This is a genomic window from Kitasatospora sp. NPDC058190, from assembly GCF_042883685.1.
Classification (GTDB): Bacteria; Actinomycetota; Actinomycetes; order Streptomycetales; family Streptomycetaceae; genus Kitasatospora.
The window spans coordinates 40,039-66,842 of the sequence record NZ_JBHVVI010000024.1 but is presented as its reverse complement, the minus strand read 5'-3'; the positions used below and the strand labels follow the sequence as shown (position 1 = coordinate 66,842).

The following is a 26,804-nucleotide window of genomic DNA, read 5'->3' as shown; positions in this document are numbered from 1 at the left end:
CCCCACCCCCGCTGCGCCCGGGGCCGGTCCGAGGCGGGGGGGCCCCGGCCCCTGGAGGTCCGGGGGCCGCCCCGGGAGTTCGGCGCGCAGACCGGTGCGCCGACGGGAACTCAGACGTTGACGCCGAAGTCCTGGGCGATGCCGCGCAGGCCGGAGGCGTAACCCTGGCCGATGGCGCGGAACTTCCACTCGCCGCCGTTGCGGTACAGCTCGCCGAAGACCATCGCGGTCTCGGTGGAGGCGTCCTCGGAGAGGTCGTAGCGGGCCAGCTCCGAGTTGTCGGCATGGTTCACCACACGGATGAAGGCGTTGCGGACCTGGCCGAAGTTCTGGCCGCGGCTCTCGGCGTCGTAGATCGACACCGGGAAGACGATCTTCTGCACGTCCGCCGGGACGCCGACCAGGTTGACCTTGATCGCCTCGTCGTCGCCCTCGCCCTCACCGGTGCGGTTGTCGCCGGTGTGCTCGACCGAGCCGTCCGGGCTCTTCAGGTTGTTGAAGAACACGAAGTTGCCGTCCGAGCCGACCTTGCCCTGGTCGTTGCAGAGCAGCGCGCTGGCGTCCAGGTCGAAGTCCGTCCCGGTGGTGGTCCGGACGTCCCAGCCCAGGCCGACCACGACGGCCTGGAGCCCGGGGGCCTCCTTGGTGAGCGAGACGTTGCCGCCCTTGCTGAGGCTGACTCCCACGTGTCCTCCAAGAATCGGGAGGCACGGCTGGTGCCCCCGCGGTGGTGCGGTTCGAGGCCGGCCGCCCGAAACCGGACGTACGCCCCACCCCGCCAACGGCCCGAGCGTAGTGCCCGGTTCCCGCACACACCTCCGAACGGGGCCCGGGGCACCTCCGAACGGGCCCGGAACACCTCCGAACGGGGTCCGCCCCCCGCTCGGGGGCTTCAGAGGGCTGCGAGGGCCTTCAGGTACTCCTGCTCGTCCCGGGCCTCCGGGAGGCCGTTGAGGACGCTCCAGCGCACCGTGCCGGCCTCGTCGATCACGAAGGTGCCGCGCAGCGGGCAGCCCTTCTCGTCGTCCAGCACGCCGTAGGCCCGGGCGACCTCGCCGTGCGGCCAGAAGTCGGCGAGCAGCGGGAACTCCAGGCCCTCCCGGTCGGCGAGGACGCGCTGGCTGAACTGGGAGTCGCAGGAGACCCCGAGCACCTGGACCCGGTCGTTCTGCAGCCCGGCCAGCTCCCGCTGGATCGCGCCCAGCTCGCCGGTGCACACGCCGGTGAAGGCGAACGGGTAGAAGACCAGCACCACGTGCTTGCGGCCCCGGAAGTCGGCGAGCCGGACGCTCTCCCCGTGCTGGTTGTTGAGCTCGAAGTCCGGAGCCGGGGTGCCGACCGCGACGGTCATGAGCGGGACCTTTCTGACGCGACTCCGGCGCGAGTGCGGCGCGACCGGGCCGCGCGGCGGGCGCGGCAGGGCACATCCTCGCATTCGCTTACGGGCGTTCGGCCGGACGGATGACGCGCTCCGCCGGGCGGCCCAGCCCTTTCGCCCTCGGCGAACAGCCCCGGCCCGAAGGCGCGAAAAGCGCCGGGCCCCGCCGGAGGAGTACTCCGACGGGGCCCGGCGCTCGGCTTCAGGGCCCGTTCAGCGCTGCTTGGGCTGCTTCGCCGTGGACTTGGTGGCCAGGCGGGTGGCCGCCCAGTCCTTGGCGATCGCGATCGAGCTGGTCTGCGACAGGCCGGAGGTCTTCGCCGCGTCCGCGATGTCGGAGGCCTCGATGTGGCCGTCGCGGCCGGTCTTGGGCGTCAGCAGCCAGATCAGACCGCCCTCGGCCAGGTACTCCAGGGCGTCGACGAGGGCGTCGGTGAGGTCCCCGTCGTCGTCGCGGTGCCAGAGCAGGACGGCGTCCGCGACGTCGTCGTAGTCCTCGTCGACGAGATCCGTCCCGGTGATCTCCTCGATGCCTTCGCGGAGATCCTGGTCAGTGTCGTCGTCGTACCCCAGCTCCTGGACGATCTGGCCCTCTTCGAAGCCGAGACGGGTCGCCGGGTTGGACTTGTCCGCGGGGTCCGCGGTCGCGCTCACGGGAATAACCTCCAGTATTCGGCTCGGCGTCCATGCCGAGGCTGTGGCCGTAGTCCACACGGGCGCGGCGGTTCGCGCAAGTACCCGACCCCCGATCCCCTCCAAAGGTTGACGCGGCACAGCGGGACACGCCGGTCGACGTGTCGGGAATCACACCGATTTGCCCTTCTCTGCCTGAGACAAGGATGCTTCGGGTGGTCCCGGCCCACAGGCCGTACACGTGCCCGAGATGCGAACAGCATTCGGGGTCCGCGTGTGCGCGGGCGTAGAGTCTCCTGTTGGCCCTCACCCCGGCCGCCCGCCATCGGGCGGACGGGACACCAGGTCGGACCACCTCTTTTCGTAACACCCGGGGGTGTACGGAGCGGACGAAGACGCCCGCACCGCGCGCCACCAGACCGTCCCGCCCACCAGGCGGAACGGTTACCGATCGGTAGAGATGACGGATCTCCGAGCGCGGTAGCACGATGGAGGCGGCGCGACACACCTCAGTTTCGACCGACAGTGAAGGAACAGCGTGGCTTCCGGATCCGATCGCAACCCGATCATCATTGGCGGCCTTCCGAGTCAGGTCCCGGACTTCGATCCCGAGGAGACCGCGGAATGGCTGGAGTCGCTCGACGCGGCCATCGACGAGCGGGGGCGTGAGCGTGCCCGCTACCTGATGCTGCGGCTGATCGAGCGCGCCCGCGAGAAGCGTGTCGCCGTGCCCGAGATGCGCAGCACGGACTACGTCAACACCATCGCGACCAAGGACGAGCCGTTCTTCCCCGGCAACGAGGAGATCGAGCGCAAGATCCTCAACGCGACCCGCTGGAACGCGGCCGTCATGGTCTCCCGGGCGCAGCGCCCGGGCATCGGCGTCGGTGGCCACATCGCCACCTTCGCCTCCTCCGCGTCGCTCTACGACGTCGGCTTCAACTACTTCTTCCGCGGCAAGGACGCCGAGGGCGAGTCCGGCGACCAGATCTTCTTCCAGGGTCACGCCTCCCCCGGCATCTACGCCCGCGCCTTCCTGCTGGACCGACTCACCGAGCAGCAGCTCGACGCGTTCCGCCAGGAGAAGTCGAAGGCGCCGTACGGCCTGTCCAGCTACCCGCACCCGCGGCTGATGCCGGACTTCTGGGAGTTCCCGACCGTCTCGATGGGCCTCGGCCCGCTCGGCGCGATCTACCAGGCCCGGATGAACCGCTACCTGGAGCACCGGGGCATCAAGGACACCTCCGACTCGCACGTCTACGCCTTCCTCGGCGACGGCGAGATGGACGAGCCCGAGTCGCTCGGTCAGCTGTCGCTGGCCGCCCGCGAGGGCCTGGACAACCTGACCTTCGTGGTCAACTGCAACCTGCAGCGCCTCGACGGCCCGGTCCGCGGCAACGGCAAGATCATCCAGGAGCTGGAGTCCCAGTTCCGGGGCGCCGGCTGGAACGTGATCAAGCTGGTCTGGGACCGCAGCTGGGACCCGCTGCTCGCGCAGGACCGCGACGGCGTCCTGGTCAACAAGCTGAACACCACGGTGGACGGCCAGTTCCAGACCTACGCCACCGAGACCGGCCAGTACATCCGCGAGCACTTCTTCGGCGGCGACCTGCGCCTGCGCGCCATGGTCGAGAACATGACCGACCAGCAGATCCAGCACCTGGGTCGCGGCGGCCACGACCACAAGAAGATCTACGCGGCGTTCAAGGCGGCCCGCGAGCACAAGGGCCAGCCGACGGTCATCCTGGCCCAGACGGTCAAGGGCTGGACGCTCGGCCCCAACTTCGAGGGCCGCAACGCCACCCACCAGATGAAGAAGCTGACGGTCGAGGACCTGAAGCGCTTCCGCGACCGGCTGCACCTGCCGATCACCGACAAGCAGCTCGACGAGGGCTACCCGCCCTACTACCACCCGGGCCGCGACTCCGAAGAGATCCAGTACATGCACGACCGCCGCAGCGAGCTGGGCGGCTACGTGCCGACCCGCAAGGTGCGCCCGCGCAAGCTGGAGCTGCCCGGCGACGACGCGTACAAGGCGGTCAAGAAGGGTTCCGGCAACCAGACCATCGCCACCACCATGGCGTTCGTCCGGCTGCTCAAGGACCTCATGCGGGACAAGGGCATCGGCAACCGCTTCGTGCCGATCGCGCCGGACGAGTACCGCACCTTCGGCATGGACTCGCTGTTCCCGTCGGCGAAGATCTACAACCCGCTGGGCCAGACCTACGAGTCGGTCGACCGCGACCTGCTGCTGGCCTACAAGGAGTCGCCGACCGGCCAGATGCTGCATGACGGCATCTCCGAGGCCGGCTGCACCGCCTCGCTGATCGCCGCCGGCTCGTCCTACGCGACCCACGGCGAGCCGCTGATCCCGGTGTACGTCTTCTACTCGATGTTCGGGTTCCAGCGCACCGGCGACCAGTTCTGGCAGATGGCCGACCAGCTGGCCCGCGGCTTCGTGCTCGGCGCCACCGCCGGCCGCACCACGCTGACCGGTGAGGGCCTGCAGCACGCCGACGGCCACTCGCACCTGCTGGCCTCGACCAACCCGGGCGTCGTCGCGTACGACCCCGCGTACGGCTTCGAGATCGCGCACATCGTCCAGGACGGTCTTCGTCGGATGTACGGCTCCAGCGCCGAGCACCCGAACGGCGAGGACGTGTTCTACTACCTCACCGTCTACAACGAGCCGATCAAGATGCCGGCCGAGCCCGAGAACGTGGACGTCGAGGGCATCCTCAAGGGTCTGCACAAGTACGCGCCGGGCACCGCCGGCCAGATCCCGGCCCAGATCCTCGCCTCCGGCGTGGCCGTGCCGTGGGCCCTGGAGGCCCAGCGCATCCTCGCCGAGGAGTGGAACGTCAAGGCCGACGTCTGGTCCGCGACCTCCTGGAACGAGCTGCGCCGCGACGCGGTGGAGTCCGAGGAGTTCAACCTGCTGCACCCCGAGGAGCAGCAGCGCGTGCCGTACGTGACCCAGAAGCTCCAGGGCGCCGAGGGCCCGTTCGTCGCCGTGTCCGACTGGATGCGCGCGGTGCCGGACCAGATCGCCCGCTGGGTGCCGGGTCAGTGGCAGTCGCTGGGCGCCGACGGCTTCGGCTTCGCCGACACCCGTGGCGCGGCCCGTCGCTTCTTCCACATCGACGCGCAGTCGGTCGTCCTCGCGGTGCTCACCGAGCTCGCCAAGCAGGGCAAGATCGACCGCTCGGCGCTGAAGGAGGCGATCGACCGCTACCAGCTGCTGGACGTGGCCGCGGCCGACCCGGGCGCCGCCGGCGGCGACGCCTGATCACCCGCTCGTGCCTGAAAGGGCCGGACCCCGCCCGGGGTCCGGCCCTTTCGGTGTTCTTGAACCCCGCACCGGTGCCGGCATGACGAACCAGAGCGCGAACCCCCGCCACCCCGAACCCTCCGACGGCGCAGGTGAGTTCAACCGGAACGTGATCGCCGAGTTCCGCTCCGGGCAGGGCGTCGTCGGCGGCGCGCTCGCCGGCATGCCGTTGCTGCTGCTGACCGTTACCGGCGCCCGCAGCGGCGAGCCGCGCACCACCCCGCTGGTCTACCTGCCGGACGGCGAGCGGCTGGTGGTCTTCGCCTCCAACGGCGGCAGCGAGACGGACCCGCTCTGGTACCGCAACCTGGTCGCCCACGCCGAGGTGACCGTCGAGGTCGGCACCGACCGCTACCCGGCCGTGGCGGCCCCGGTCGACCCGGCCGAGCACGACGCGCTCTGGGCCCGCATGATCGCCGCCCAGCCGCAGTTCGCCGACTACCGCACCGCGGCCCGGACCGTCCCGCTGGTGGCCCTCACCCGGGCCTGAGCAGCACAGCGGCCCCGGACTCCCGCACGGAGTCCGGGGCCGCCGGTCACGGGTCCGTGCTCAGATGTGCACGGCCGGGCCCGCGTCGGTGCTGCCGCGGCGGGTGAGCAGGCCGAGCACGGCGGCGCCGAAGGCCACCACGGCGGCCACCGCGAAGGCGAGCGACATGCCGCTGACGAAGGACTGGTGCACGGCGCCGGCCATCGCGTCCACCGCCTGCTGCGGGGTGCCGGGCGGGGCCGGCGGGGCGATGCCGAGCTGGGCGGCCTGCTTGAGGCCCTCGGCCTGCGGGCCCTCGACCGGCGGCAGGCCGGCCTTGGCCCAGTTGCCGGGCAGTACGTCGCCGACCTTGGCGGCCATCAGCGCGCCCAGCACGGCGGTGCCGAGGCTGCCGCCGACCTGCATCGCGGACTGCTGCAGGCCGCCGGCCACGCCGGACAGCTCCAGCGGGGCGTTGCCGACGATGACCTCGGTGGCGCCGACCATGACCGGGCTGATGCCGAGGCCCATCAGGACGAACCAGAGCGACATCACGCCGGTGCCGGAGCCGGTGTCCAGGGTGGACATGCCGAACATCGCGGTGGTGGTGATCAGCATGCCCGCCACGATCGGGATCCGCGGGCCGAGCTTGCCGATCGCGATGCCCGCCACCGGCGAGCCGACGATCATCATGCCGGTCATCGGCAGCAGGTGGACGCCGGCCTCGACCGGCTTCATCCCGTGCACGTTCTGCAGGTAGAAGGTCACGAAGAAGATCGCGCCGAAGAACGCGAAGGCCATCAGCACCATCAGCAGCACGCCCGCCGACAGCGGCACCGAACGGAACAGGCTGAGCGGGATCAGCGGTTCCTTCGCCCGACCCTGCCAGAACGCGAAGAGCGCCATCAGCACCACCGCGCCGCCCAGGAACAGCAGCGTCCTGGCGTCGCCCCAGCCCCACTCGGGGGCCTTGATGATGCCGAAGACCAGCGCGAACATCCCGGCGGAGAGCAGCGCGATGCCGGGCACGTCGAAGGACTTGGCGGCGTTCTCGGCCCGGACGTCCTTGAGGATCCACAGGCCCAGGCACAGCGCGATCAGGCCGACCGGGATGTTGATGAAGAAGACCGACTCCCAGTTGACGTGCTCGACCAGCAGGCCGCCGACGATCGGGCCGGCCGCGGTGGAGGCGCCGATCACGCCGCCCCAGATGCCGATCGCCATGTTGAGCTTCTCGGCCGGGAAGGCCCCGCGCAGCAGGCCGAGCGCGGCCGGCTGGAGCAGCGCGCCGAACAGGCCCTGCAGGACGCGGAAGGCGATCACGGTCTGGATGTTGCCGGCGAAGCCGATCGCGGCCGAGGTGGCGGCGAAGCCGACCGCGCCGACCAGGAACGTGGACTTGTGGCCGAACCGGTCGCCGATCTTGCCCGCGGTGATCAGGAAGACCGCGAGCGCCAGCAGGTAGCCGCTGGTGACCCACTGGATCTCGGACGGCGCCGCGTTCAGCTTCTCCTGGATCACCGGGTTGGCGATCGCGACGATCGTGCCGTCCAGGGCCACCATCATCACGCCGACCGCGACGGTCAGCAGGGTCAACCAGGGGTGCCCCTTGAGCCCTCCCCCGGTCGGCGGATTCGGCGGCGGTGCGTCCGCCTTGGAGTTCTTGACGACGGACTGGCTCATCTGGGCCCTCCGGGGGCGTGCCGAGGTTCGGAACGTGGGAGTGGCGCCGCGACGACCTACCCGTCCCCACGAGTGCCCGGCCGACGAGCGCCACTGTCGGCAGATTATGGCAGCCTCTGACATTCGGCAAACAATGACTTCTGACCTGCACTGACATTTGTCAGGAGGCTAAGGTTGTGCTCCCACCCGCCACACCAGCGCCCCGGAAGGCCCCCGCCATGGCCGCTCACACCCCCCGCACCCTCGGCACCCCGGAGGACCTCGGCCGGACGCCCGGACTGCGGGAGCGCAAGAAGCAGCAGACCCGGGACGCCCTGGTGCAGGCCGCCCACGTGCTCTTCCTCAGCCAGGGCTTCGCCCGCACCACCGTCGACGAGATCGCCTCCGCCGTGGACGTCTCCCAGCGCACCTTCTTCCGGTACTTCGCCAACAAGGACGAGGTCGCCCTCGCCGTGATGGCCGACGCCGAGGACTACTTCATCGAGTGCCTGCGCCACCGCCCGGCCGAGGAGACCCCGCTCCAGGCGCTGCGAGCCTCGATCGTCAAGGCCTGGCGCGACCTCGGGAAAGCCCAGACCCCCGGGCCCGGCTCGATCCGCAGCGCCCTGGAGCTGCTGCGGATCATCGAGGACACGCCCGCGCTGCTCGCCGCCCACCTGCGCCGGGTCACCGACCAGGAGCGGCTGGTGGTCCAGGTGCTCGCCGAGCGCGAGGGGCTGGACCCGGCCGAGGACCTGCGGCCGGTCGTGCTCGCCGCCGTCTTCGGCAGCCTGCTGCGCGCCGCCCACCTGTCCTGGACCGCCGAGCAGGAACCGGCCGGGCCCGAGGGCATGGTCACGGTGATCGAGCGCCACTTCGACCAGCTCGGTCCGGCCCTGGCCGGCCACTGGCGCTCGTAGGACCGCTCGTCATACCCGGGTATCACCCGGTACCGGGGTATCCCCCGGAAGTTCGCGCTCCAGTCCGACGACCGGCGCGGGTCGGCCGTCCTAGGCTGGCCCGCGATGAAGACGCCCACCATCGCCGACGCCCGCCGGTACGCCGCCCGGCAACTGCGCACCCTGCTGCACCACCTCAGCACACCGAGCGAGGACGAGACCCCGCTGCTCGGGGAGTCCCGCCGGCGCTGGGTGCGCCAACTGCCGTACGTCGTCGCCCTGATCCTGCAGGCCGCGCTGATCCCCACCGGAATCGTCAGCCTGGGCCACTTCTACGGCCTGGTGCTGCCGGTGTCCGCCGCGCTCACCGTCGCCCAGACCACACCGCTGTTCCTCGCCATCACCCGGCCGCTGGCCGCCTGGTGGATCAGCGCCGCCACCCTCGTCACCACCGCCGCCATCACCGCCCGCCACCACCAGGTGATGGGCAGCTGGCCGTGGACGGCGCCGATGGTCATCTCGTACGTCTTCCTGCTGCTCGCCCTCGCCCTGCGGGAGCGCCGGCCCACCCTGGTCGCGGTCTGGGTCGCCACCGTCCTGCTCACCGTGCTCACCACCACCCTCGGCCTGCCCCGGGCCGGCGACGGCACCACCGTGCTGCTGATCGCGCTCAGCGGCGCCGTCCTGCTGCTCGGCTGGGCGATCCGGGACCGCGCGGTCGCCCGCCGACTGCTCTCCGAACAGGAGCAGATCAGCGAGATCGAACGCGAGCGGCGCACCCTGCTGGAGGAACGCGCCCGGATCGCCCGGGAGTTGCACGACGTGGTGGCCCACCACATGTCGGTGATCGCCGTCCAGGCCGCCAGCGCGCCGTACCGGATCGAGGGCGTACCCGCCGACGCCGCCGAGGAGTTCACCACGATCGCCGACGCCGCCCGGGAGTCGCTGGCCGAGATGCGGCGGCTGCTCGGCGTGCTGCGCAGCGAGGAGTCCGCCGCGGAGAAGGCCCCGCAGCCCGGGGTGGACCGACTCGCCCAGCTGGTCGAGACGGTGGGGCGGGCCGGGGTGCCCGCCGAGCTGACCGTGGACGAGGGGCTGGCCGAGCGGGTGCCGCAGGCCGTCGGCCTGTCCGTCTACCGGATCGTGCAGGAGGCGCTGGCCAACGTGGTCCGGCACGCCCCCGGCGCCCGGACCTGGGTGTCGCTCGCGGCGGACGGCCCGGAACTGCGGCTGACCGTGGTCAACGCGCCCCCGCCGCAGCACGCCGAGTCGCTGGAGGCCTCGGTCGAGGGCACCGGGCAGGGTCTGGTCGGAATGCGCGAACGCGTCCGGCTGGTCGATGGCAGGCTGGACACCGGCCCGCTGCCGGACGGCGGCTTCAAGGTGGCCGCCGTCCTGCCTCTCGACCTTCCTCTGGAGACGCCCGCATGACCATCCGCGTGATCATCGTCGACGACCAGGCCATGGTGCGGGCCGGCTTCGCCGCCCTGCTCAACGCCCAGAGCGACATCGACGTGGTGGGGGACGCGGCGGACGGCGCCCAGGCCCTGGAGGTCACCGGACGCACCCACCCCGACGTGGTGCTGATGGACGTCCGGATGCCCGTCATGGACGGCCTGGAGGCGGCCCGGCGGCTGCTCGACCCGGCCGTCCCTGGCGCGCACCGGCCCAAGGTGCTGATGCTGACCACCTTCGACGTGGACGACTACGTGTACGAGGCGCTGCGCGCCGGGGCCAGCGGTTTCCTGCTCAAGGACGCCCCGCCCGCCGACCTGATCGCCGCGGTCCGGGTGGTCGCGGCCGGCGAGGCACTGCTCGCCCCCTCGGTGACCCGCCGGCTGATCGAGGACTTCGCCCGCAGCCGCCCCGCCAAGCGCCGCGACCCCAAGCTGCGGCTCAACGGCCTGACCCCGCGCGAGACCGAGGTGCTGGAGCTGATCGCCCGCGGCCTGTCCAACCAGGAGATCGCCGGGCAGCTGGTGCTCGCCGAACAGACCGTCAAGACCCACATCGGCCGCATCCTCGCCAAGCTCGACCTGCGCGACCGCGCCCAGGCGGTGGTGCTGGCCTACGAGTCCGGACTGGTGACGCCTGGCCAGTAGCCGCTACTCGCCCGCTCGCCTCCGGGCGCCCCTGATACCCGGGTAGCACCCCGGGGTTGGCCCCGCGGTGTGACGCCCGCGGGGCCGTCGCATTCCTACCTTCCTCCCCGTCGACAGCCGAACCGGCTCGACGACCGAACCGGCTCGGCAGCCGAACGGACAAGGGAGAACAGGGACATGCGCACTTCTCGGGCCAGGCGGGCGATCGCCGCCACCGCGGTGGCGCTGGCGGCACTGCTCGGCGCGGGCGGCTGGGCCGCCGACACCCAGGCCGCCGTCACCGGCCCGCCGCCCGGCAGCGCCGCCTGGACCGCCGACACCGCGTCCGGCCTCCGGCCGCCCGACCCGGCCACCGCCACGCCCGCCCAGGTCGCGGCCTTCTTCGCCGAGTTGACCCCGGCGCAGCAGAACGCCCTGGCCGCCCGGCACCCGCTGGTGGTCGGCAACCTGGACGGCGCCCCGGTCCTACTCCGCTACCGGGCCAACGCCCTGGCCCTCACCGCCGAGCGCGACCGGGAACTCGCCCGGGCCACCGACCCGGCACTCACCCCGGAGGACCACCAGGCCGCCCGCATCCGCGCCGAGCGCTACCGCACCCTGCTGGACGGCGGCCGGCAGATCCTCGCCTTCGACCCGCGCGGCCGCGGCCAGGTCGCCGAGGTGTACGGCGACCTCGCCACCGCCCGCCGCTCCGCCGTGATCGTCCCCGGCTCGGACATCGACCTGCTGAGCTTCGACCGCGCCGGAGACCCGTACGGCACCCCCACCGGAATGGCCCGCGCCCTGCACGGGGCCACCGACGGGCAGACCGCCGTGATCGCCTGGGCCGGCTACACCACCCCGGTCGGCCTCGGCCCGGACGCCGCCACCGAGGACCTCGCCCGGGGCGGCGCCACCCGGCTGACCCGGCTGCTGGACGGACTCGCCGTCAGCACCCGGCCGCAGGCCCCGCCCACGGTGTTCTGCCACAGCTACGGCTCGGTGGTCTGCGGCCTGGCCCGCCCGAACCCGGCCCAGGCCTCCGGCCTGGTGGTGCTGGGCTCGCCCGGCATGGGCGTCGACTCGGCCGGCGACCTCGACCCGCGCGTCCCGCTCTGGGCCACCACCCGCAACGGCTCGGACTGGATCGGCGACGTGCCCAACGTCCGCCTGTTCGGCCTCGGCCACGGCGCCGACCCGACCGACCCCGGCTTCGGCGCCCGCCCGCTGCCCGCCACCGGATCCCACGGCCACTCCGGCTACTTCGCCCCCGGCACCGCCTCGCTCGCCGCCTACGCCGCCATCGCCCTCGGGCGCGGCTGACCCTCCGAGCCCAGCACTGGAAGGAGCACCGCCATGGCCCACCCGCTCACCACCCTGCGCCGCGCCGCCGAGAAGGTCGACGCCCGGACGCCCGAGACCCGCGACCGCGCCCTGGACGGGCTGCGCGCCCTCGCCCTGCTCGCCGTGCCGATCGGACACTGGATGCTCGGCGGCCTCACCCTCTCCCCCGACGGCGCCCTGCACAACGCCAGCCCGCTCTCCTCGCTCGGCTTCTTCGCCCCGGTCAGCTGGGTGCTGCAGATGCTCGGGGTGTTCTTCCTGGTCGGCGGCCACTCCTCGGTCCGCTCGCTGGAACGCGCCCGGGAGAAGGGCCTGACGTACGGGAGTTGGCTGCGGAGCCGGACGGTCCGGCTGCTGCGCCCGGTGCTCGGCGTGACGGCCGTCTGGGCGGTGCTGATCCCACTGCTGCCCCGGCTCGGCGTCCCGGCGGACACCCTGCGCACCGGTGCCACGCTGGTGGTGCAGCCGCTCTGGTACATCGGGGTCTACCTGGGGCTGACCGCGCTCACCCCGCTCTGCGCGGCCTTCGCGCGGCGACTGGGCGGCTGGTCGGCGGGCCTGTTGGCGGCCTCGGTCGCGGTGGTCGACCTGCTGCGGTACGGGCCGTGGGCCGAGGCGGTGCCGTCCTGGGTCGGGCTGCTGAACATCCTGCCGGGCTGGCTGTTCGGCTACCAGTTGGGCGTGCTGTGGGCGCGGGGCCGGCTCGGCGGGCCGGCCGCCCGGGTGCTGCTGCTCGGCGGCGGCGCGCTGTTCGCCGCGCTGCTGCTGGTGTTCCACTACCCGGCGAGCATGGTCGGCGTGCCCGGTGTCGAGCGCACCAACTCGCACCCGCCGTCCTTGCTGGTGCTCGCCCTGGCGGCGGTGCAGTGCGGTGCCGCGGTGCTGCTGCGGGACCGGCTGGGCCGGCTGCTGACCCGCCGTCCGCTGCTCTGGCTGCCGGTGGTGGTGGTCAACCTGTCGGCGATGACGATCTTCTGCTGGCACCAGAGCGCGATGCTCGCGGTGGCGGTGCCCGGCGCGGCCGGCCTGGGCACCGTCCCGGGGCTGACCACCGCACCGGACTCGCTCGGCTGGGTGGCCGCCCGGCTGGCGCTGCTTCCGCTGTTCGGAGCCGCGCTGGTGGCGATCGGGTGGTTCACCCGGCGCTTCGACGGGCCCTGGACGGCGTTCTCCCGGGTCGGCAAGGCGGTGGCCGGGGCCGCGGCGGCGCTCTTCGCCGCGTACGCGCTGGGTGTGGTGTGAACCCGCCGTACCGGCGGTGACCTGCTCCGGAGGGCAGGGCATGGAAGGGGCGTGGACCGACCGGTCCGCGCCCCTTCGGCCGTTCCGGCGCACCCGAGGAACGGGACCGCCCCAAGGGGTGCATGCGCATGCGAACCACCACGCACTGTGATGTTCTGTGACGGTCGGCGACCATCGCCGGACCGCCCGCCCACGGCCCGTCCGCCCGCATTCGCCGCACCTCCGAACGCCCCGTCCCCGAACGCCCCTTCCTGAGGAGAGCCATGTCCCCGTCCCCACCCCGCCCGCGGCCCCGGCCCCGGGCCGGCCGTCGGCTGCCGGCCACCGCCGTGGTCCTCGCGGTCACCGCCGGCACCCTGCTGAGCGCCGTCGCGCCGGCCGTCGCCCACGGCGGGGACGACCTCGCCCCGCACGTCGACTCCCACCGGGTGGCCGAGGAGCTGCGGCAGGACGAGGTCGCCGCCCTCGGCCAGGAGCACGCCGAGGAGCACGCCCGGATGCGCGCGGCGGTGCGCGGCATCGGCGACTACCCGCAGACCACCCGCACCAACCGGTACAACGCCCTGACGGCCTCCCAGGCCGACCACAACAAGGCCTTCGCCCCGAACACCTGGGGGGCGTTCAAGGAGTACTTCCCCTCCCCGGACTTCGGCGACCACGTCGCCCTGCTGCCGACCGGCAAGGTGCTGCTGTTCTCCTTCGAGCGGATCGAGACCAACCCGGAGAAGGAGCCCGCCCCCACCCAGACCACCGGCAAGGAGAACGCCGGCCGGGCCTTCCTCTGGGATCCGGCCAAGGGCACCGGCAAGGAGGCCTTCAAGCAGGTCAACCCGCCCACCTCCGACATGCCGGACGGCCTGAACGAGCCCCGCCCGGTGCCGTTCTTCTGCTCCGGCCACTCCTTCCTGCCCAACGGCATGCTCGGCGTCTTCGGCGGCAACCTGGGCGGCAACGGCGGCACCGGCGCCAAACTCTCGCTGATCTTCGACCCGTGGACCGAGACCTGGACCCGCAACCCCGACATGTCGGTGGGCCGCTGGTACCCCTCGGTGGTGACCGGCGCCGACGGCCGGCAGCTGATCATGTCCGGCCAGTCCGAACTCGGGCACGGCACCCCGACCCCGGTGGTCGAACGCTTCCCCGCCAAGGCCTTCCCGGTGTCGCTGAAGAAGACCGACACCCCCGTCAACACCCCGGTGGAGCGGTTCAAGGCCGACGCGCCGTTCAGGCTCGACTACCCGCACCTGTTCTCGCTCAACGACGGCAACGTCTACGGCTTCGGCCGCGCGGCCGCCCAGCAGTGGAAGTTCGACCCGGTCGCCGAGTCCCGCACCGACCTCACCGCCCGCCCCGACGGCCGCGACCGCAACTACGGCTCCGCCGTGATGCTGCCCGCGGGCGCCAACGGCCCGGACTCCGCGCTGATCCTCGGCGGCGACCGGGACAACCCGAGCACCCTGCGCTTCTCCAACGGCAGTTGGACCGCCGAGAAGTCGCGCGCCTTCGGCCGCACCCAGGACGACACCATCCTGCTGCCCAACGGCCGACTGATGACGGTCAACGGCGCCTACGACATCCGCGACTACGGCAACGGCCCGTACAACCCCAACGCCGACCTCAAGTACCGCCAGATCGAGCTGCGCGACGACCAGGGCGACTGGCAGCTCGGCCCGGTGCAGCGGCTGCCGCGCGGCTACCACTCCAACGCCGTGGTGCTGCCGGACGGCCGGGTCATGGTGACCGGCGACGAGCTCCAGCAGCTGGCCAACAACACGGACGTCAACGGCACCGTGAGCGGCGTCCCGGGCACCTCCGGCCCGATCACCATGAACGGCACCATCGAGATCTACGAGCCGGCCTACCTGCACCAGGGCGACCGGCCCGCGCTGGCCAACGCGCCCACCGCGCCGGTCGGTTACGACAAGAAGTTCACCGTCACCAGCACCACCCCGGGCCTGGCCGCCAAGGCCGTCCTGCTGGCGCCGACCACCTCCACCCACGCGGTCAACACCAGCCAGCGGCACATCGACCTGCGTCTGACCAGCCGGGCCGGCAACCGGCTGGAGTTCCAGGCCCCGCCGGACGCCAAGGCCGCCCCGCCCGGCTGGTACCTGCTCTTCCTGCTCAGCGACACGGGCGTGCCCAGCGTCGCGCAGTGGGTCCAGCTCAGCCCCTCCGCCTGACCCCCACCCCGAAAGGAGCCCCGAGAACCATGACGACGGAACTGAGCCTGCGCGACAGCGAGGAGATCCAGGGCGACATCCTGGCCGGTTTCAAGAAGGACAACGTCAGCGTCCTGTTCCTCAAGTTCGAGGACGCCACCCGGGCCCGCGATTGGCTGCGCCGGCTCACCCCGCAGATCTCCACCACACGCGAGGTCGCGGCGTTCAACGAGAAGTTCAGCGAGGCCCGGCAGGCCTCCGGCGGCGACGACCCCAAGTCGCTGACCGCCACCTGGCTGGGCGTCAGCTTCACCTACGAGGGCCTGCGGATGCTGGCCACCACCGACCCGTTCCCGACCGCCCCGCCGATCGGCAGCGGCCTGGAGGCCTTCAAGGAGGGCTCGGCCCAGCGGGCCGGCGCGCTCGGCGACTCCGGCGACAACTCCCCGGAGAACTGGCTCTTCGGCAACGGGAAGAACCAGCCGGTGCACGCGCTGCTGAAGATCTCCTCGGACACCGAGAACGGCCTGAAGGCGGCCGTCGAGGCCCAGCGGATCGCCGCCGCCGAGTGCCGGGTCCTGATCGTCTACCAGCAGAACGCCCAGACCCTGCTGGGCAGCCGCCGCGGCAAGGAGCACTTCGGCTTCAAGGACGGCATCAGCGAGCCCGGCATCAAGGGCTTCGACAAGCCCGACCCGGCCAAGCCGGAGGAGCAGGACGGCCACCCCGGCACCCGGATGATCCCGGCCGGCGAGTTCGTCTGCGGCCTGGAGAACGACCCGTTCAGCTTCCCCAGGGACCAGTACCCCGAGTGGTCGCGCAACGGCTCCTTCCAGGTGGTCCGCCGGCTCGCCCAGGACGTCCCCGGCTGGTGGTCGCAGGTCTCGGTCAAGCTGCGGGACCTCAAGCGGGCCAAGGCCGTCCCGGACACCGCCACCGCCGAGTGGCTGGCCGCCCGGATGGTCGGTCGCTGGCGCTCCGGCGCCCCGGTCTGCAAGCACCAGTTCCAGGACTCCCCCAACGACCCGGCGTCGGCCAACGACAACGACTTCGACTTCCGGGACGACCTGGAGGGCCTGGTCACCCCGCTCTGGTCGCACCTGCGCAAGACCAGCCCGCGGGCCGGCCTGCAGGAGGCCCCGGACAAGCCCGCGCTGGACGCCGGGGTCCTGGACGGCCGGCGGATCATGCGCCGCGGCACCCCGTACGGCGCCCCGTTCGACCCGGCCTCCGAGGGTCCGGGCGGCCCCGACGACCCGCGCGGCCTGCTGTTCGTCTGCTACCAGGCGGACATCCAGCGGCAGTTCGAGTTCATCCAGGCCGACTGGATGGACCAGCCGAACTTCCCGCCGAACCGGGACAGCGGCGGCACCGTCCCACCCGGGCACGCCGACCCCCGGCCGGTGCCCGGCAAGGACCCGGTGACCCAGGAGGCCCCGGACGTCGACTTCGAGAGCCGGGGCTCGGACGGCCTGATCCACCACACCCCGGTGAGCTTCCAGCAGTTCGTCCAGACCACCGGCTCGGTGTACGCCTTCATGCCCTCGCTGAGCATCCTGCGCGGGCTGAGCGAGGGCCGGCTCACCCCGGTCGGCGGGCAGACCACCACCCAGACCGGGGGCCAGACCACGACCCAGACCGGCGGGCAGACCGGCGGCCAGCCCAAGCCCCAGCCGGTGAAGGCCTACCCGTGCGACGAGTTCGTCGCCGTCCCGGACCAGTACCGCAAGGGCGGCCAGAGCCAGTACTGGGCCTTCCACGGCGACCGCTGCCGGCTGATCTCGATCGCCGACGGCTCCGCCCACACCGACCGCAAGGTCGAGGACGACACCTGGCTGACGACCTGGACCTGTCTGCAGGGCGTCGGCCGGGTGGACTGCGTGCTGCCCGTCCCGGACCAGCAGGACCCGGCCGGCAAGAGCTGGTACTGGGTGTTCCACAGCACCAGCGGCCGCCAGCAGTACCGGCTGGTCTCGATCGCCTGCGGCGGCAGCCGCTACACCACCGCGCTGGAGCGCTCGGACCGCGACCTCACCTACTGGGGCTCGCTCAGCGGCGTCGGCCAGGTGGACTGCTGGCTGCCGGTGCCGGACCAGCAGCGGGTCGGCGGCAAGAGCTGGTACTGGTGCTTCCACACCACCAGCGGTCGCCAGCAGTACCGGCTGATCTCGATCGCCGACGGCTCCGCCCACACCGACGTGCGCGAGCGCACCGACCGCGAGCTCTCCCAGTGGACCTCGCTGAACGGCCTGAGCCGGGTGGACTGCTTCCTGCCCGTCCCGGACCGCCAGCGGGTCAACGGGAGCAGCGAGTACTGGGTGTTCTGCGGCCAGAGCTACCGCCGGATCTCGATCGCCGACGGCAGCGGCCACCCGGACCGCCTGGTCGACGGCGACCGCACCTGCGACAACTGGGCCTCGCTGTCCTGATCCGGGCATCCGCCCGGGGCTGACCTCGGCGGCGCAGCCCCACGCCCCCGGTGCGCCACAGCGCGCGCCGGGGGCGCGCCGTCGGCGCCCTGCTCTACCCTGCCGCCATGGTGACGTTCGACGAGTTCCGTGCGATGGCCCTGGCCCTGCCGGAGTCCGCCCAGGAGCCGACCTGGGACATCGAGACCCTGCGGGTCCGGCACAAGATCTTCGCGATGGGCGCGCCGGAGGGCGGGAGCGTCACCGTCAAGGCCTCCCCCGAGGACCAGGCCGAGCTGCTCGCCGCCGAGCCCGCGGTGTTCTCCTTCGCCCCGTACGTCGGCCGGCACGGCTGGGTGCGGGTCCGGCTGGACCTGGTCGACCCGGAGGAGCTGCACGACCTGGTCACCGAGGCCTGGCGGCGGACGGCGCCCAAGCGGCTGGTGCGCGAATTCGACGCCCGGCACGCCGGTTAGCGGCGTCGGAACGGCCACATACGGACGCCAGGAGGACACCCCCGGTTCATGTGACCCATCCCACAGTTTGGGCGTGTCCGTCACCCTCCTGTGACCTCTACGCTTGCGCAGGGAAGTCAGCAAGTCCAATCGCACCCTCCGGGCACCGCCCGAGAAACGGTGACGGGCCCCAAGGGAGTTGGTGCGGTGCGCAACCGTCGACGCTGGAAGCGCGTACTGATCGGGGCGTTCGCGGGCTGTGCCGTGCTCGCCGACGCCGGCGCCTCCGCGGCCGCGGCCGCGGTCTCCTCCGAGCAGCTGGCGATCTCCACGCCCCCGGCCGGCAGCGCCTCCTGGATCCAGGACCACACCTTCGGCCGCTCCCTGCCCGACCCGGCCACCACCAGCCCGGCCGACGCCGCCGCCTTCTTCGCCTCGCTCGCCCCCACCGAGCTGGACCGGCTGATCAAGGACTACCCGCTGGTCGTCGGCAACTACGACGGCGCCCCGCTGGACCTGCGCTACCGCGCCAACCGGATCGCGCTGGCGAACGAGCGCGACGCCGCCCGGGTCCGCGCCCAGGACAAGAAGCTGGACGCCGACACCCGCGCGCTGGCCGTCTCCCGCGCCAACGACGTCGAGCACCTGCTCAGCCCCGGCCGGCAGATCCTGGCCTTCGACCCGCGCGGCCGCGGCCTGGTCACCGAGGTGTGGGGCGACCTCGCCGACGCCGAGCGGATCTCGGTGATCGTCCCCGGCTCGGACGCCGACCTCGGCCACTTCGACCAGAGCGCCGAACCGCTGCGCGGCCCGGCCGGCATGGCCCGCGCCCTGTACGGCGAGGAACAGCGCCAGGCCCCGGGCACCCGTACCGCCGTGATCGCCTGGACCGGTTACGTCACCCCCTCCGGCCTCGGCCCGGACGCCGCCACCTCCCGGCTCGCCGACGTCGCCGCGCCCCGGCTGGAGCGGCTGCTGGGCGGCCTCAAGGAGACCACCCACCCGGACGCGCCCCCGGCGCTGCTCTGCCACTCGTACGGTTCGGTGGTCTGCGGCACCGCCGGCCCGAAGATCCCGCGCGCGGCCGCCTCGCCGTCCGACACCTCGGGCATCACCGACATGATGGTGTTCGGCAGCCCCGGCATGGGCGTGCAGGACGCCGCCGAGCTGGGCACCGGCGTGCACGTGTGGGCCACCCGCAACCCCAGCGACTGGATCGGCAAGGTCCCGTTCCTGGAGGTCGGCAAGCTCGGCCACGGCGCCGACCCGACCGGCGGCGGCTTCGGCGCGGAGCAGATCTCCTCGGCCCGGGCGTCCGGCCACAACGGCTACCTCAGCGACGGCACCGACAGCCTGCACAACTTCGCGGCGATCTCGCTCGGCAACTACTCGGACGTCGTCCGGACCACGCCCAACTCCTGAGCCGGCCAGGGCCCACGAGCCAGGGCCCGAGAGCCGGGCCCTAGTCCTGGTACAGCCGCAAGGCCTCCGCCGCCGACCTGGCCAACTCGCGCCGGGCGGTCGGCGGGGCCAGCACCTCGACCTCCGCGCCGAAGGCCAGCAGCGAGCGAACGGCCGCCGGGGACGAGAAGGCCATCGCCAGCTCGACCCACTCCTCGGCCGGCCCGGCCCCCGCCTCCGGGGGCAGCTCGGCGATCCGGCTGCCGTGGATGCGCAGGAACATGTCCAGCCGCCCGCGCCGGACCCGCACCCGCACCGGCAGCTCCTTGGGCACCCGCTCCACCTGCTCGCGCAGGACCGCCCACACCTCGCCGAGCCCCACCCCCGCGCGCCGCCGCACCGTCTCCTCGGTGGTCTCGGCGGCCAGCACCCGGTCGGCCCGGAACAGCCTCGGCTCGGCGTGCAGATCGGCCACCAGATACCAGACCGAGGCCTTGCTGACCAGCCCGTACGGATCGACGGTGTAGTCCACCGGCGCGGGCGTGCCGCTGTGCCGGTAGCGCAGCCGCAGCCGCCGGTCGGCGAACACCGCGTACTGCAGCTCCCCCAGGTCCGGTCCGCTCCCGGCGCCGGGCTGGGCGCTCTGCATCCAGCGGGCCGGGTCGACCAGGATCCGCTCGCTGACCCGCTCGGCCGCCGGGCGGTGCGGGGCCGGCAGGGCCGCCATCACCTTGCGCAGCGCCGAGCCGAGCGCGCCGTCCAGCCCGAGGTCGCTGTGCGCGCCCTGGGCGGAGAGCACGAACAGCGCCCGGGCCTCGTCCGCCGTCAGCCCGGTGACATCGGTGCGGTAGCCGGGCAGGAGGTTGATGCCGCCGTGCCGGCCGCGCTCGGTGAACACCGGCACCCCGGCCGCGGAGAGCGAGTCCACGTCCCGGTAGATGGTGCGGACGGACACCTCCAGCCGTTCGGCGAGCTCGGTGGCGGGCACCCGGCCGCGGGTCTGGAGCAGCAGGAGGATCGAGAGCAGGCGGTCGGCCTTCATGGCACAAGAATCCCAGTAATCCTGACGGCACTTGTCAGGTTTTACTGGGAGATTGCGTTCCGAGCCCGAGAGGCTCGAAAGACCGCACCGCACAAGGGAGCTGACCACCCGTGAACGCCGTCCAGGACGCCCGCCCGCAGTACCTGCTCGCCCTCGGCCAGCTGGAGAAGCTGTTCGCCGTGATCACCCCGGCCGAGCTCGACCGGCCCACCCCCTGCGAGGAGTTCACGCTGCGCCAGCTGCTGAACCACGTGGTCGGCGGCATCCACCGCTTCGCGTACATGGGCGAGGGCGGCCGCGCCGAGGACGTCCTGCCCGGCATCGAGGACCCGTCGGACGAGGGCTGGTCGGCCGCGCTCGCCCGGGCCGGCGCCCGCGCCACCGCCGCCTGGGCGGACGACGCCAAGCTGGGGCGCCCGACCTTCGCCCCCTGGGGCGAGGTGCCCGGCGGCATGGTGGTCGGCGGCTACGTGATGGAGGCGACGACCCACGCCTGGGACATCGCGAAGTCCCTGGACAACGGCTTCGTGCTGGACGACGGGCTGGCGCACACCGCGCTGGCCATCGCCGAGGTCGCCCTGCCGGCCGAGAGCCGGGTCGAGGGCGTCCCCTTCGCCAAGATGCAGCCGGTCGCCGAGGACGCCGACGTCCACACCCGGCTGGCGGCCTGGACGGGCCGCACGGTCTGAGCCGGGCCCTGCGACGACCGGGCCCGGGGGGTGACGGCTCCCCGGGCCCGGTCGCGCTACTCCCGCGCTACTCCCGTGCTACTCCCGCCCGACGAAGGTGAAGTTCATGTCGGGGTAGCGGCCGCCGGCCACCTGCGCCGACACCGGCTCCAGCAGCGCCAGCTCCTCCGCGGTGAGCCGCAGGGTCGCCGCCGCGGTGTTCTCGGCCAGCCGGACGCGCTTGCGGGTGCCCGGGATCGGCACCACGGTCAGCCCGTGCACCTCGGACCGCTGCTGCACCCAGGCCAGCGCGACCTGGGCCATCGTCACCCCGCGGTCCGCCGCGATCTCCCGCAGCGGGGCGAGCAGTTCGCCGTTGGCGACCGCGTTCTCGCCGATGAACCGCGGCTGGGTGCGCCGGGCGTCGTCCGCCGAGAGCTGCTCGGCGGCCTGGAACGAGCCGGCCAGGAAGCCGCGCCCGAGCGGCGAGTACGACACGAGGGCGACGCCGAGCTCCGCCGCGGCCGGCACCACCGCCCGCTCGATGTCCCGGGCGAACACCGACCACTCCGACTGCAGCGCGGCGATCGGGTGGATCGCGTGCGCCTCGCGCAGCTCGGCCCCGGTCACCTCGGACAGGCCCAGGTGACGCACCTTGCCGGCCGCGACCAGCTCGGCCATCGCGCCGACCGACTCGGCCAGCGGCACGGCCGGGTCGCGGCGGTGCATGTAGTAGAGGTCGATCTCGTCCACGCCGAGGCGGCGCAGCGAGGCGTCCACGGCGGCCCGGACGTACGCCGGGTCGTTGCGGATGCCGCGGTGGGTCGGGTCGTCCTCCTTGCGCTCGATGGCGAACTTGGTGGCGAGCACCACCTTGTCCCGGTTGGCCCGGACAAAGGGGCCGATGAACTCCTCGTTGCGGCCGTAGCCGTAGGCGTCGGCGGTGTCGAACAGGGTGACACCGGCCTCCAGCGCGGCGTCCAGGGTGGCGAGCGCCTCGTCGGAGTCGGTCGGGCCGTAGAAGTCGCTCATGCCCATGCAGCCGAGGCCCTGGATGCCCACCAGCGGGCCGGCGGTGCCGAGTTCGGCGGTGGGGAGGACGGGGTGAGTCATCGGAATCTCCTTCGTGGACAGCCCTGGCCTCAACCGGGGATGGAATGAAACTCCCGCCCAACAGGGCAGGGGCAGCCAGACCGCCACCGAGGCGGTATGACATCTCGATATGCAATTTCCGCAGACAGCTACGATCTGACGACATATCTTGCGAGTATGCAGATCACCCACGTGAAGCGGTCGTTCAAGTTCGCTTCTATCCAACCGATGCGCAGGCGGCCGAGCTTTCGCGCACGTTCGGGTGTGTCCGCAAGGTGTACCACATGGCGTTGCGGGCCCGTACCGAGGCGTGGGCGCTCCGGGGCGAGCGAATCAACTACAACGCCACTTCCACGATGCTGACGGCGTGGAAGAAGACCGAGGAACTGGCGTTCCTCAACGAGGTCTCCTCCGTGCCTCTTCAGCAAACCCTCCGGCACCTGCAAGGAGCCTTTGCGAACTTCTTCGCGAAGCGGGCGAAGCACCCCCGGTTCAAGTCGAAGAAGAAAACCAGGGACAGCGCCGAATACACCGCCAGCGCATTCCGCTTCCGTGAGGGCCGACTGACTCTGGCGAAGATGTCCGAGCCGCTGGCGATCGTGTGGTCGAGACCGCTCCCAGAGGACCTTTCGCCGTCCACGGTGACCGTCAGCCGAGACAGCGCGGGGCGCTGGTTCGTCTCCATGCTCTGTGAGGACCGCACTGTCAGGCCCCTGCCCGCCGTGGGTACGGCGGTGGGGATCGATGCCGGAATCACCAGCCTGATAACGCTCTCCACCGGAGAGAAGATCACCAACCCGAAGCACGAAGGCAAGGAGCGCGAACGCCTCGCGAAGGCCCAGCGGGAGCTGTCGCGCAAGGCCCGGGGCTCGACAAATCGGGAGAAGGCCCGGCGAAAGGTCGCGAAGATCCACGCGAGGATCGCCGATCGGCGCAGGGACTTCCTGCACAAGCTCACCACTCGACTCGTCCGTGAAAACCAAACGATCGTGATCGAGGACCTGACCGTCCGCAACATGCTCAAGAACAAGAAGCTCGCCCGGAATATCTCGGACGCGTCGTGGACCGAGCTGCGAAGCATGCTGGAATACAAGTGCCGGTGGTACGGCCGCGACCTGGTAACCGTCGACCGGTGGTTCCCCAGCTCCAAGCTGTGCCCGGCTTGCGGAGTGATCCGCGAGAAACTGATGTTGAACGTCCGTAAATGGACGTGCGACTGCGGGGCGGTCCACGACCGGGACGTGAACGCGGCACGCAACATCCTGGCCGCCGGGCCGGCGGTTGCAGCCTGTGGAGACGGTGTAAGACCTCAACGGAGCACTCCGGGCAGGCGGTCGTCGGCGAAGCAGGAAGTAGTCCCACCGCAGCGCCGGTGCGCAGCGGCTCAGCTGCGAGGCCGAGGGGAATCCCTCTCGCGCGAGAGGGAGGAAGTCAAGCGCTCTGTTCTTCCTCTACTCGGTAGTACTGGCATTGGACGGGAGCACCGGTGGTGTCGGTGACCTTCCCGGCGTAGAGATCAATCTTGTAGTCGAGGACGGACAGGGTGGCCTGGAGGTCGGCGATCCTCTGCCGGACCTCCTCGCGCTGCGCTTCCAGCAGCTGCCGCCGCTCCCCGTAGGTCTGTTCGCCGCGACGGGCCATGTCGACGTACTTGAGCATGTCCGCCACCGACATCCCGGTCAGCCGCAGCCGGCCCAGGAAGGCCAGCCGGTGCAGGTCGCCGTCGCAGTAGCGGCGCTGGCCGCCGACCGCGCGGTCGACCGGGTCGAGCAGACCGATCCGCTCGTACCAGCGCAGGGTGTGGGCGGTCAGTCCGCTGGCCGCGGCGACCTCGCTGATGGTGTGCCGCGGGGTCCGGTCCGGATCGCCGACCGGGCGGTTGAACACCTCGGAGCAGCTGCGCAGCCGGCCCTCGACGAGCGCGGGTGTGGCCATTGATCGTTCCCCCTGTCCTGTGCGACGGCGACGACGCTACCGAGTTGGAGTGCACTCCAAGCAAGCCTGCCAGCCGGGTGCCCCCGCCACCCCTCTCCGGGCCCGGACTAGAGTCAACCGCATGGAGAGCTTGCGGATGATCGAGAACTGGCCCGTGCCCCACGCCGCCGCGGCGGTGGTCCGGGGTTCGGACGGGGCGGTGCTGGGCGCGCACGGGCCGCAGCAGCACCTCTTCCCGCTGGCCTCGGTGACCAAGCTGCTCTCCGCGTACGCGGCGCTGGTCGCGATCGAGGAGGGCGTGTTCGAGCTGGACGACCCGGCCGGCCCGCCCGGTTCGACCGTGCGCCACCTGCTCGCCCACACCTCCGGCCTCGGCTTCGACGAGGACCGGGTCTTCGCCGAGCCCGGCAACCGCCGGCTCTACTCCAACGCCGGTTTCGACGCGCTCTCCCACGCCCTGTCCGAGGCCGCCGGGATCGAGTTCCACCGCTACGCCACCGAGGCGGTGTTCGAGCCGCTGGGCATGCACGACACCCTGCTCAACACCGCGCACAAGTCCCCGGCCGGCGCCGGCGGCCTGTCCACGGTGGCCGACCTGACCCGCTTCGCCGCCGAGCTGCAGTCGCCCAAGTTGCTGGACCCGTCCACCGTCCGGCAGGCCACCCGCGAGGTCGCCTTCCCCGGCACCAGCGGTGTGCTGCCCGGCTACGGCCACCGCCGCCCGAACGACTGGGGCCTCGGCTTCGAGATCCGCGACGGCAAGAGCCCGCACTGGACCGGCACCGCCAACTCCCCCGAGACCTTCGGCCACTTCGGCCAGTCCGGCACCTTTCTGTGGGTCGACCCGCAGGCGGACGTGGCCTGCATCGCGCTCACCGACCAGGACTTCGGGCCCTGGGCCGTCGAGGTCTGGCCGGCCCTGTCCGACGCGGTGCTCGCGGAGCTGGAGCATTAAGGGCCCGTCAAGGCACACCCTTTGCACAATGGATACGAACCCTTGGGGATATAGTCCGATCAGCATTTCTTGAACAGGTTCAGTAACTGGGGGGGCCAGTGCACCGTCACCGTGTCATGATTTCCGCCGCCGTCGTCGCGGCAGCCGTCGGCTTCGTGCCGACCGCCGCGCAGGCAGCCACTCCGTCCGCACCGCCGAGCCCGTACTTCGCGGTGTTCACGGGCGTGACCAACTCCAACGCCCACGGCATCAGCATGGCGGTCGGCGTCAGCGCCAACCTGACCGAGGGCTGGGTCACGTACGACATCGACTGGGGTGACGGCACCACCGGCCAGGGCTCCAACGACATCAAGCAGAACGTGTACCTCGACCACAGGTACGCCAAGGTCGGCTCGCACAAGATCACGATCAAGGCGACCGACGTGTACAACAAGCTGACCGCCACCACCACCAAGGACGTCACGGTGGACGGCTCCGAGTTCACCCCGCAGGCGCCCAGCCGCCTGCTGGACACCCGCGACGGCACCGGCGCCCCGGCCGCCGCCCCCGTCGCCGCGTACGGCACGACCCGGGTGAAGGTCGCCGGCAACGCCGGCATCCCCGCCGGGGTGACCGCCGTGGCCCTGAACGTCACCGTCACCAACGCCGCGGCGCCCGGGCACATCATCGCGTACCCCTCCGGCAAGGCGCGGCCGGACACCTCGAACGTCAACTTCGCGGCGGGACAGGACGTGCCGAACCTGGTGGTCGTGCCGGTCGGCGAGGACGGGTACGTCGAGCTGGCCAACCGCAGCTCGGGCCAGGTGGACCTGATCGCCGACGTGTCGGGCTACTTCACCCGCTCCGCCGCCAACGGCTACACCGCCACCAAGCAGCCGTCCCGGTTCGTCGACACCCGGACCGGACTGGGCACGGCCAAGGGCCAGGTCGCCGGCCGGAGCGGCTTCGACGTCCAGATCGCCGGCCAGGGCGGGCTCCCGGCCCAGGGCGTCGCGGCCGTGGCCCTCAACGTCACGGTGACCGACCCGAAGACCGCCGGCCACCTGACCCTGTCCCCGAGCGGCCAGCAGGCGCCGACCACGTCCAACCTGAACTTCACCGCCGGGCAGACGGTCGCGAACGCGGTGATCGTGCCGGTCGGACCGGACGGCAGGATCACCGTCCGCAACGGCGCCTGGGACTCGACCGACGTGATCGTGGACGTCACCGGCTACTACAGCGCCGACGGCAAGGCCGCCTACCTGCCGGTGGAGCCGCGGCGCATGTTCGACACGCGGACCTACAAGGATCCGCTCAACCCCCAGGCCTACCGCCACGAGAGCGTGTGGACGTCGGGCCGGGCCCTGGAGGCCCTCGTCCTGAACACCACGGTGACCAACCCGCAGGGCGACGGGCACCTCTCGGTGTCCCCGGACCCGAACTCCTCGGACGACTACATGTCCGGCAAGGCCGTCCAGCCGCTGCCGCCGGACTCCTCCGTCCTGAACTTCACCAAGGACGCCACCGTGTCGAACCTGGTCCAGGCGAGCACCGGCAACACCGGCATCGTCGACTTCTGGAACCGGAGCTGGCAGCCGACCGACCTGATCGTCGACCTGCTCGGCGAGTACGACAAGGCCTGACGCCCGGCCGACGGCCGCCCGCTCC

The 26,804-nt window shown here is 72.0% G+C and carries 21 protein-coding genes and 1 pseudogene; 15 read left to right on the top strand and 7 right to left on the bottom strand.

Annotated features, from left to right (window positions below):
• Positions 1–110 precede the first annotated feature (110 nt).
• The 3 genes from ACFVWU_RS14285 to ACFVWU_RS14275 form a co-directional block, all read right to left on the bottom strand.
• Positions 111–686, bottom strand: coding sequence for a TerD family protein (locus ACFVWU_RS14285; RefSeq protein ID WP_387619643.1), 576 nt, complete (start codon positions 684–686; stop codon positions 111–113).
• Positions 687–892: 206 nt separating this feature from the next.
• A complete protein-coding gene (locus tag ACFVWU_RS14280; protein WP_387619640.1) occupies positions 893–1,351 on the bottom strand; it encodes a peroxiredoxin in 459 nt (152 codons plus the stop codon).
• Between the two features lie 240 nt (positions 1,352–1,591).
• A complete protein-coding gene (locus tag ACFVWU_RS14275; protein ID WP_387619637.1) occupies positions 1,592–2,032 on the bottom strand; it encodes a DUF3052 domain-containing protein in 441 nt (146 codons plus the stop codon).
• Positions 2,033–2,549: 517 nt separating this feature from the next.
• On the opposite strand from ACFVWU_RS14275, the gene aceE reads away from it, so the two are divergent.
• Together aceE and ACFVWU_RS14265 are read left to right on the top strand one after the other, a co-directional pair.
• Positions 2,550–5,300, top strand: coding sequence for a pyruvate dehydrogenase (acetyl-transferring), homodimeric type (gene aceE, locus ACFVWU_RS14270; protein WP_387619634.1), 2,751 nt, complete (start codon positions 2,550–2,552; stop codon positions 5,298–5,300).
• Between the two features lie 82 nt (positions 5,301–5,382).
• On the top strand, positions 5,383–5,832 hold the full coding sequence (locus tag ACFVWU_RS14265; protein WP_387619631.1) for a nitroreductase/quinone reductase family protein: 450 nt from the start codon (positions 5,383–5,385) through the stop codon (positions 5,830–5,832).
• Positions 5,833–5,892: 60 nt separating this feature from the next.
• Here the strand turns inward: ACFVWU_RS14265 and ACFVWU_RS14260 are convergent, their stop codons facing one another.
• Entirely contained in the window at positions 5,893–7,494 is a 1,602-nt protein-coding gene (locus ACFVWU_RS14260; protein ID WP_387619628.1) for an MFS transporter, read from the bottom strand.
• A gap of 218 nt (positions 7,495–7,712) precedes the next feature.
• Here ACFVWU_RS14260 and ACFVWU_RS14255 point away from each other — a divergent pair, with 218 nt between their 5' ends.
• From ACFVWU_RS14255 to ACFVWU_RS14215, 9 genes are all read left to right on the top strand, one after another.
• Positions 7,713–8,393, top strand: coding sequence for a TetR/AcrR family transcriptional regulator (locus ACFVWU_RS14255; RefSeq protein WP_387619625.1), 681 nt, complete (start codon positions 7,713–7,715; stop codon positions 8,391–8,393).
• Between the two features lie 105 nt (positions 8,394–8,498).
• A complete protein-coding gene (locus tag ACFVWU_RS14250) occupies positions 8,499–9,803 on the top strand; it encodes a sensor histidine kinase (protein ID WP_387619622.1) in 1,305 nt (434 codons plus the stop codon).
• Positions 9,800–10,474, top strand: a complete 675-nt coding sequence (locus ACFVWU_RS14245) for a response regulator (RefSeq protein ID WP_387619619.1) — start codon at positions 9,800–9,802, stop codon at positions 10,472–10,474. Before ACFVWU_RS14250 ends, ACFVWU_RS14245 begins: the two co-directional genes overlap by 4 nt.
• Positions 10,475–10,651: 177 nt before the next feature.
• On the top strand, positions 10,652–11,776 hold the full coding sequence (locus ACFVWU_RS14240) for an alpha/beta hydrolase (protein ID WP_387619616.1): 1,125 nt from the start codon (positions 10,652–10,654) through the stop codon (positions 11,774–11,776).
• Between the two features lie 33 nt (positions 11,777–11,809).
• Positions 11,810–13,039, top strand: a complete 1,230-nt coding sequence (locus tag ACFVWU_RS14235) for an acyltransferase (RefSeq protein WP_387619613.1) — start codon at positions 11,810–11,812, stop codon at positions 13,037–13,039.
• A gap of 263 nt (positions 13,040–13,302) precedes the next feature.
• Positions 13,303–15,222, top strand: a complete 1,920-nt coding sequence (locus tag ACFVWU_RS14230; protein WP_387619610.1) for a galactose oxidase-like domain-containing protein — start codon at positions 13,303–13,305, stop codon at positions 15,220–15,222.
• Between the two features lie 29 nt (positions 15,223–15,251).
• Positions 15,252–17,630, top strand: a complete 2,379-nt coding sequence (locus tag ACFVWU_RS14225) for a Dyp-type peroxidase (RefSeq protein ID WP_387619607.1) — start codon at positions 15,252–15,254, stop codon at positions 17,628–17,630.
• Positions 17,631–17,737: 107 nt separating this feature from the next.
• On the top strand, positions 17,738–18,085 hold the full coding sequence (locus ACFVWU_RS14220; RefSeq protein WP_387619604.1) for an MmcQ/YjbR family DNA-binding protein: 348 nt from the start codon (positions 17,738–17,740) through the stop codon (positions 18,083–18,085).
• A gap of 186 nt (positions 18,086–18,271) precedes the next feature.
• Positions 18,272–19,486 (top strand): alpha/beta hydrolase, encoded by a 1,215-nt coding sequence (locus tag ACFVWU_RS14215; RefSeq protein ID WP_387619601.1) that lies wholly within the window; start codon positions 18,272–18,274, stop codon positions 19,484–19,486.
• 40 nt (positions 19,487–19,526) lie between these two features.
• On the opposite strand, the gene ACFVWU_RS14210 is transcribed toward ACFVWU_RS14215, so the two are convergent.
• Positions 19,527–20,507 carry a helix-turn-helix transcriptional regulator gene (locus tag ACFVWU_RS14210; RefSeq protein ID WP_387619599.1) on the bottom strand — a complete coding sequence of 327 codons (981 nt, stop codon included), beginning with the start codon at positions 20,505–20,507 and terminating at the stop codon, positions 19,527–19,529.
• A 110-nt stretch (positions 20,508–20,617) separates the two neighbouring features.
• Here ACFVWU_RS14210 and ACFVWU_RS14205 point away from each other — a divergent pair, with 110 nt between their 5' ends.
• The gene (locus ACFVWU_RS14205; protein WP_387619596.1) at positions 20,618–21,196 is read left to right on the top strand and encodes a TIGR03086 family metal-binding protein; all 579 of its coding nucleotides are present in this window, start codon (positions 20,618–20,620) and stop codon (positions 21,194–21,196) included.
• Between the two features lie 78 nt (positions 21,197–21,274).
• On the opposite strand, the gene ACFVWU_RS14200 is transcribed toward ACFVWU_RS14205, so the two are convergent.
• Positions 21,275–22,288, bottom strand: a complete 1,014-nt coding sequence (locus ACFVWU_RS14200; protein WP_387619593.1) for an aldo/keto reductase — start codon at positions 22,286–22,288, stop codon at positions 21,275–21,277.
• A 156-nt stretch (positions 22,289–22,444) separates the two neighbouring features.
• Here ACFVWU_RS14200 and ACFVWU_RS14195 point away from each other — a divergent pair.
• Positions 22,445–23,766 (top strand): annotated as a pseudogene (locus tag ACFVWU_RS14195) (RNA-guided endonuclease InsQ/TnpB family protein).
• Here ACFVWU_RS14195 and ACFVWU_RS14190 read toward each other — a convergent pair.
• The gene (locus ACFVWU_RS14190) at positions 23,699–24,202 is read right to left on the bottom strand and encodes a MerR family transcriptional regulator (protein WP_387619590.1); all 504 of its coding nucleotides are present in this window, start codon (positions 24,200–24,202) and stop codon (positions 23,699–23,701) included. The pseudogene ACFVWU_RS14195 and the gene ACFVWU_RS14190 overlap by 68 nt on opposite strands.
• A 121-nt stretch (positions 24,203–24,323) precedes the next feature.
• Between ACFVWU_RS14190 and ACFVWU_RS14185 the strand changes: the two genes are divergently transcribed.
• Positions 24,324–25,157: a serine hydrolase domain-containing protein gene (locus ACFVWU_RS14185; RefSeq protein WP_387619588.1), complete on the top strand. Its 834-nt coding sequence runs from the start codon at positions 24,324–24,326 to the stop codon at positions 25,155–25,157.
• A gap of 116 nt (positions 25,158–25,273) precedes the next feature.
• The gene (locus ACFVWU_RS14180) at positions 25,274–26,779 is read left to right on the top strand and encodes a hypothetical protein (protein WP_387619586.1); all 1,506 of its coding nucleotides are present in this window, start codon (positions 25,274–25,276) and stop codon (positions 26,777–26,779) included.
• The last annotated feature ends 25 nt before the right edge of the window (positions 26,780–26,804 follow it).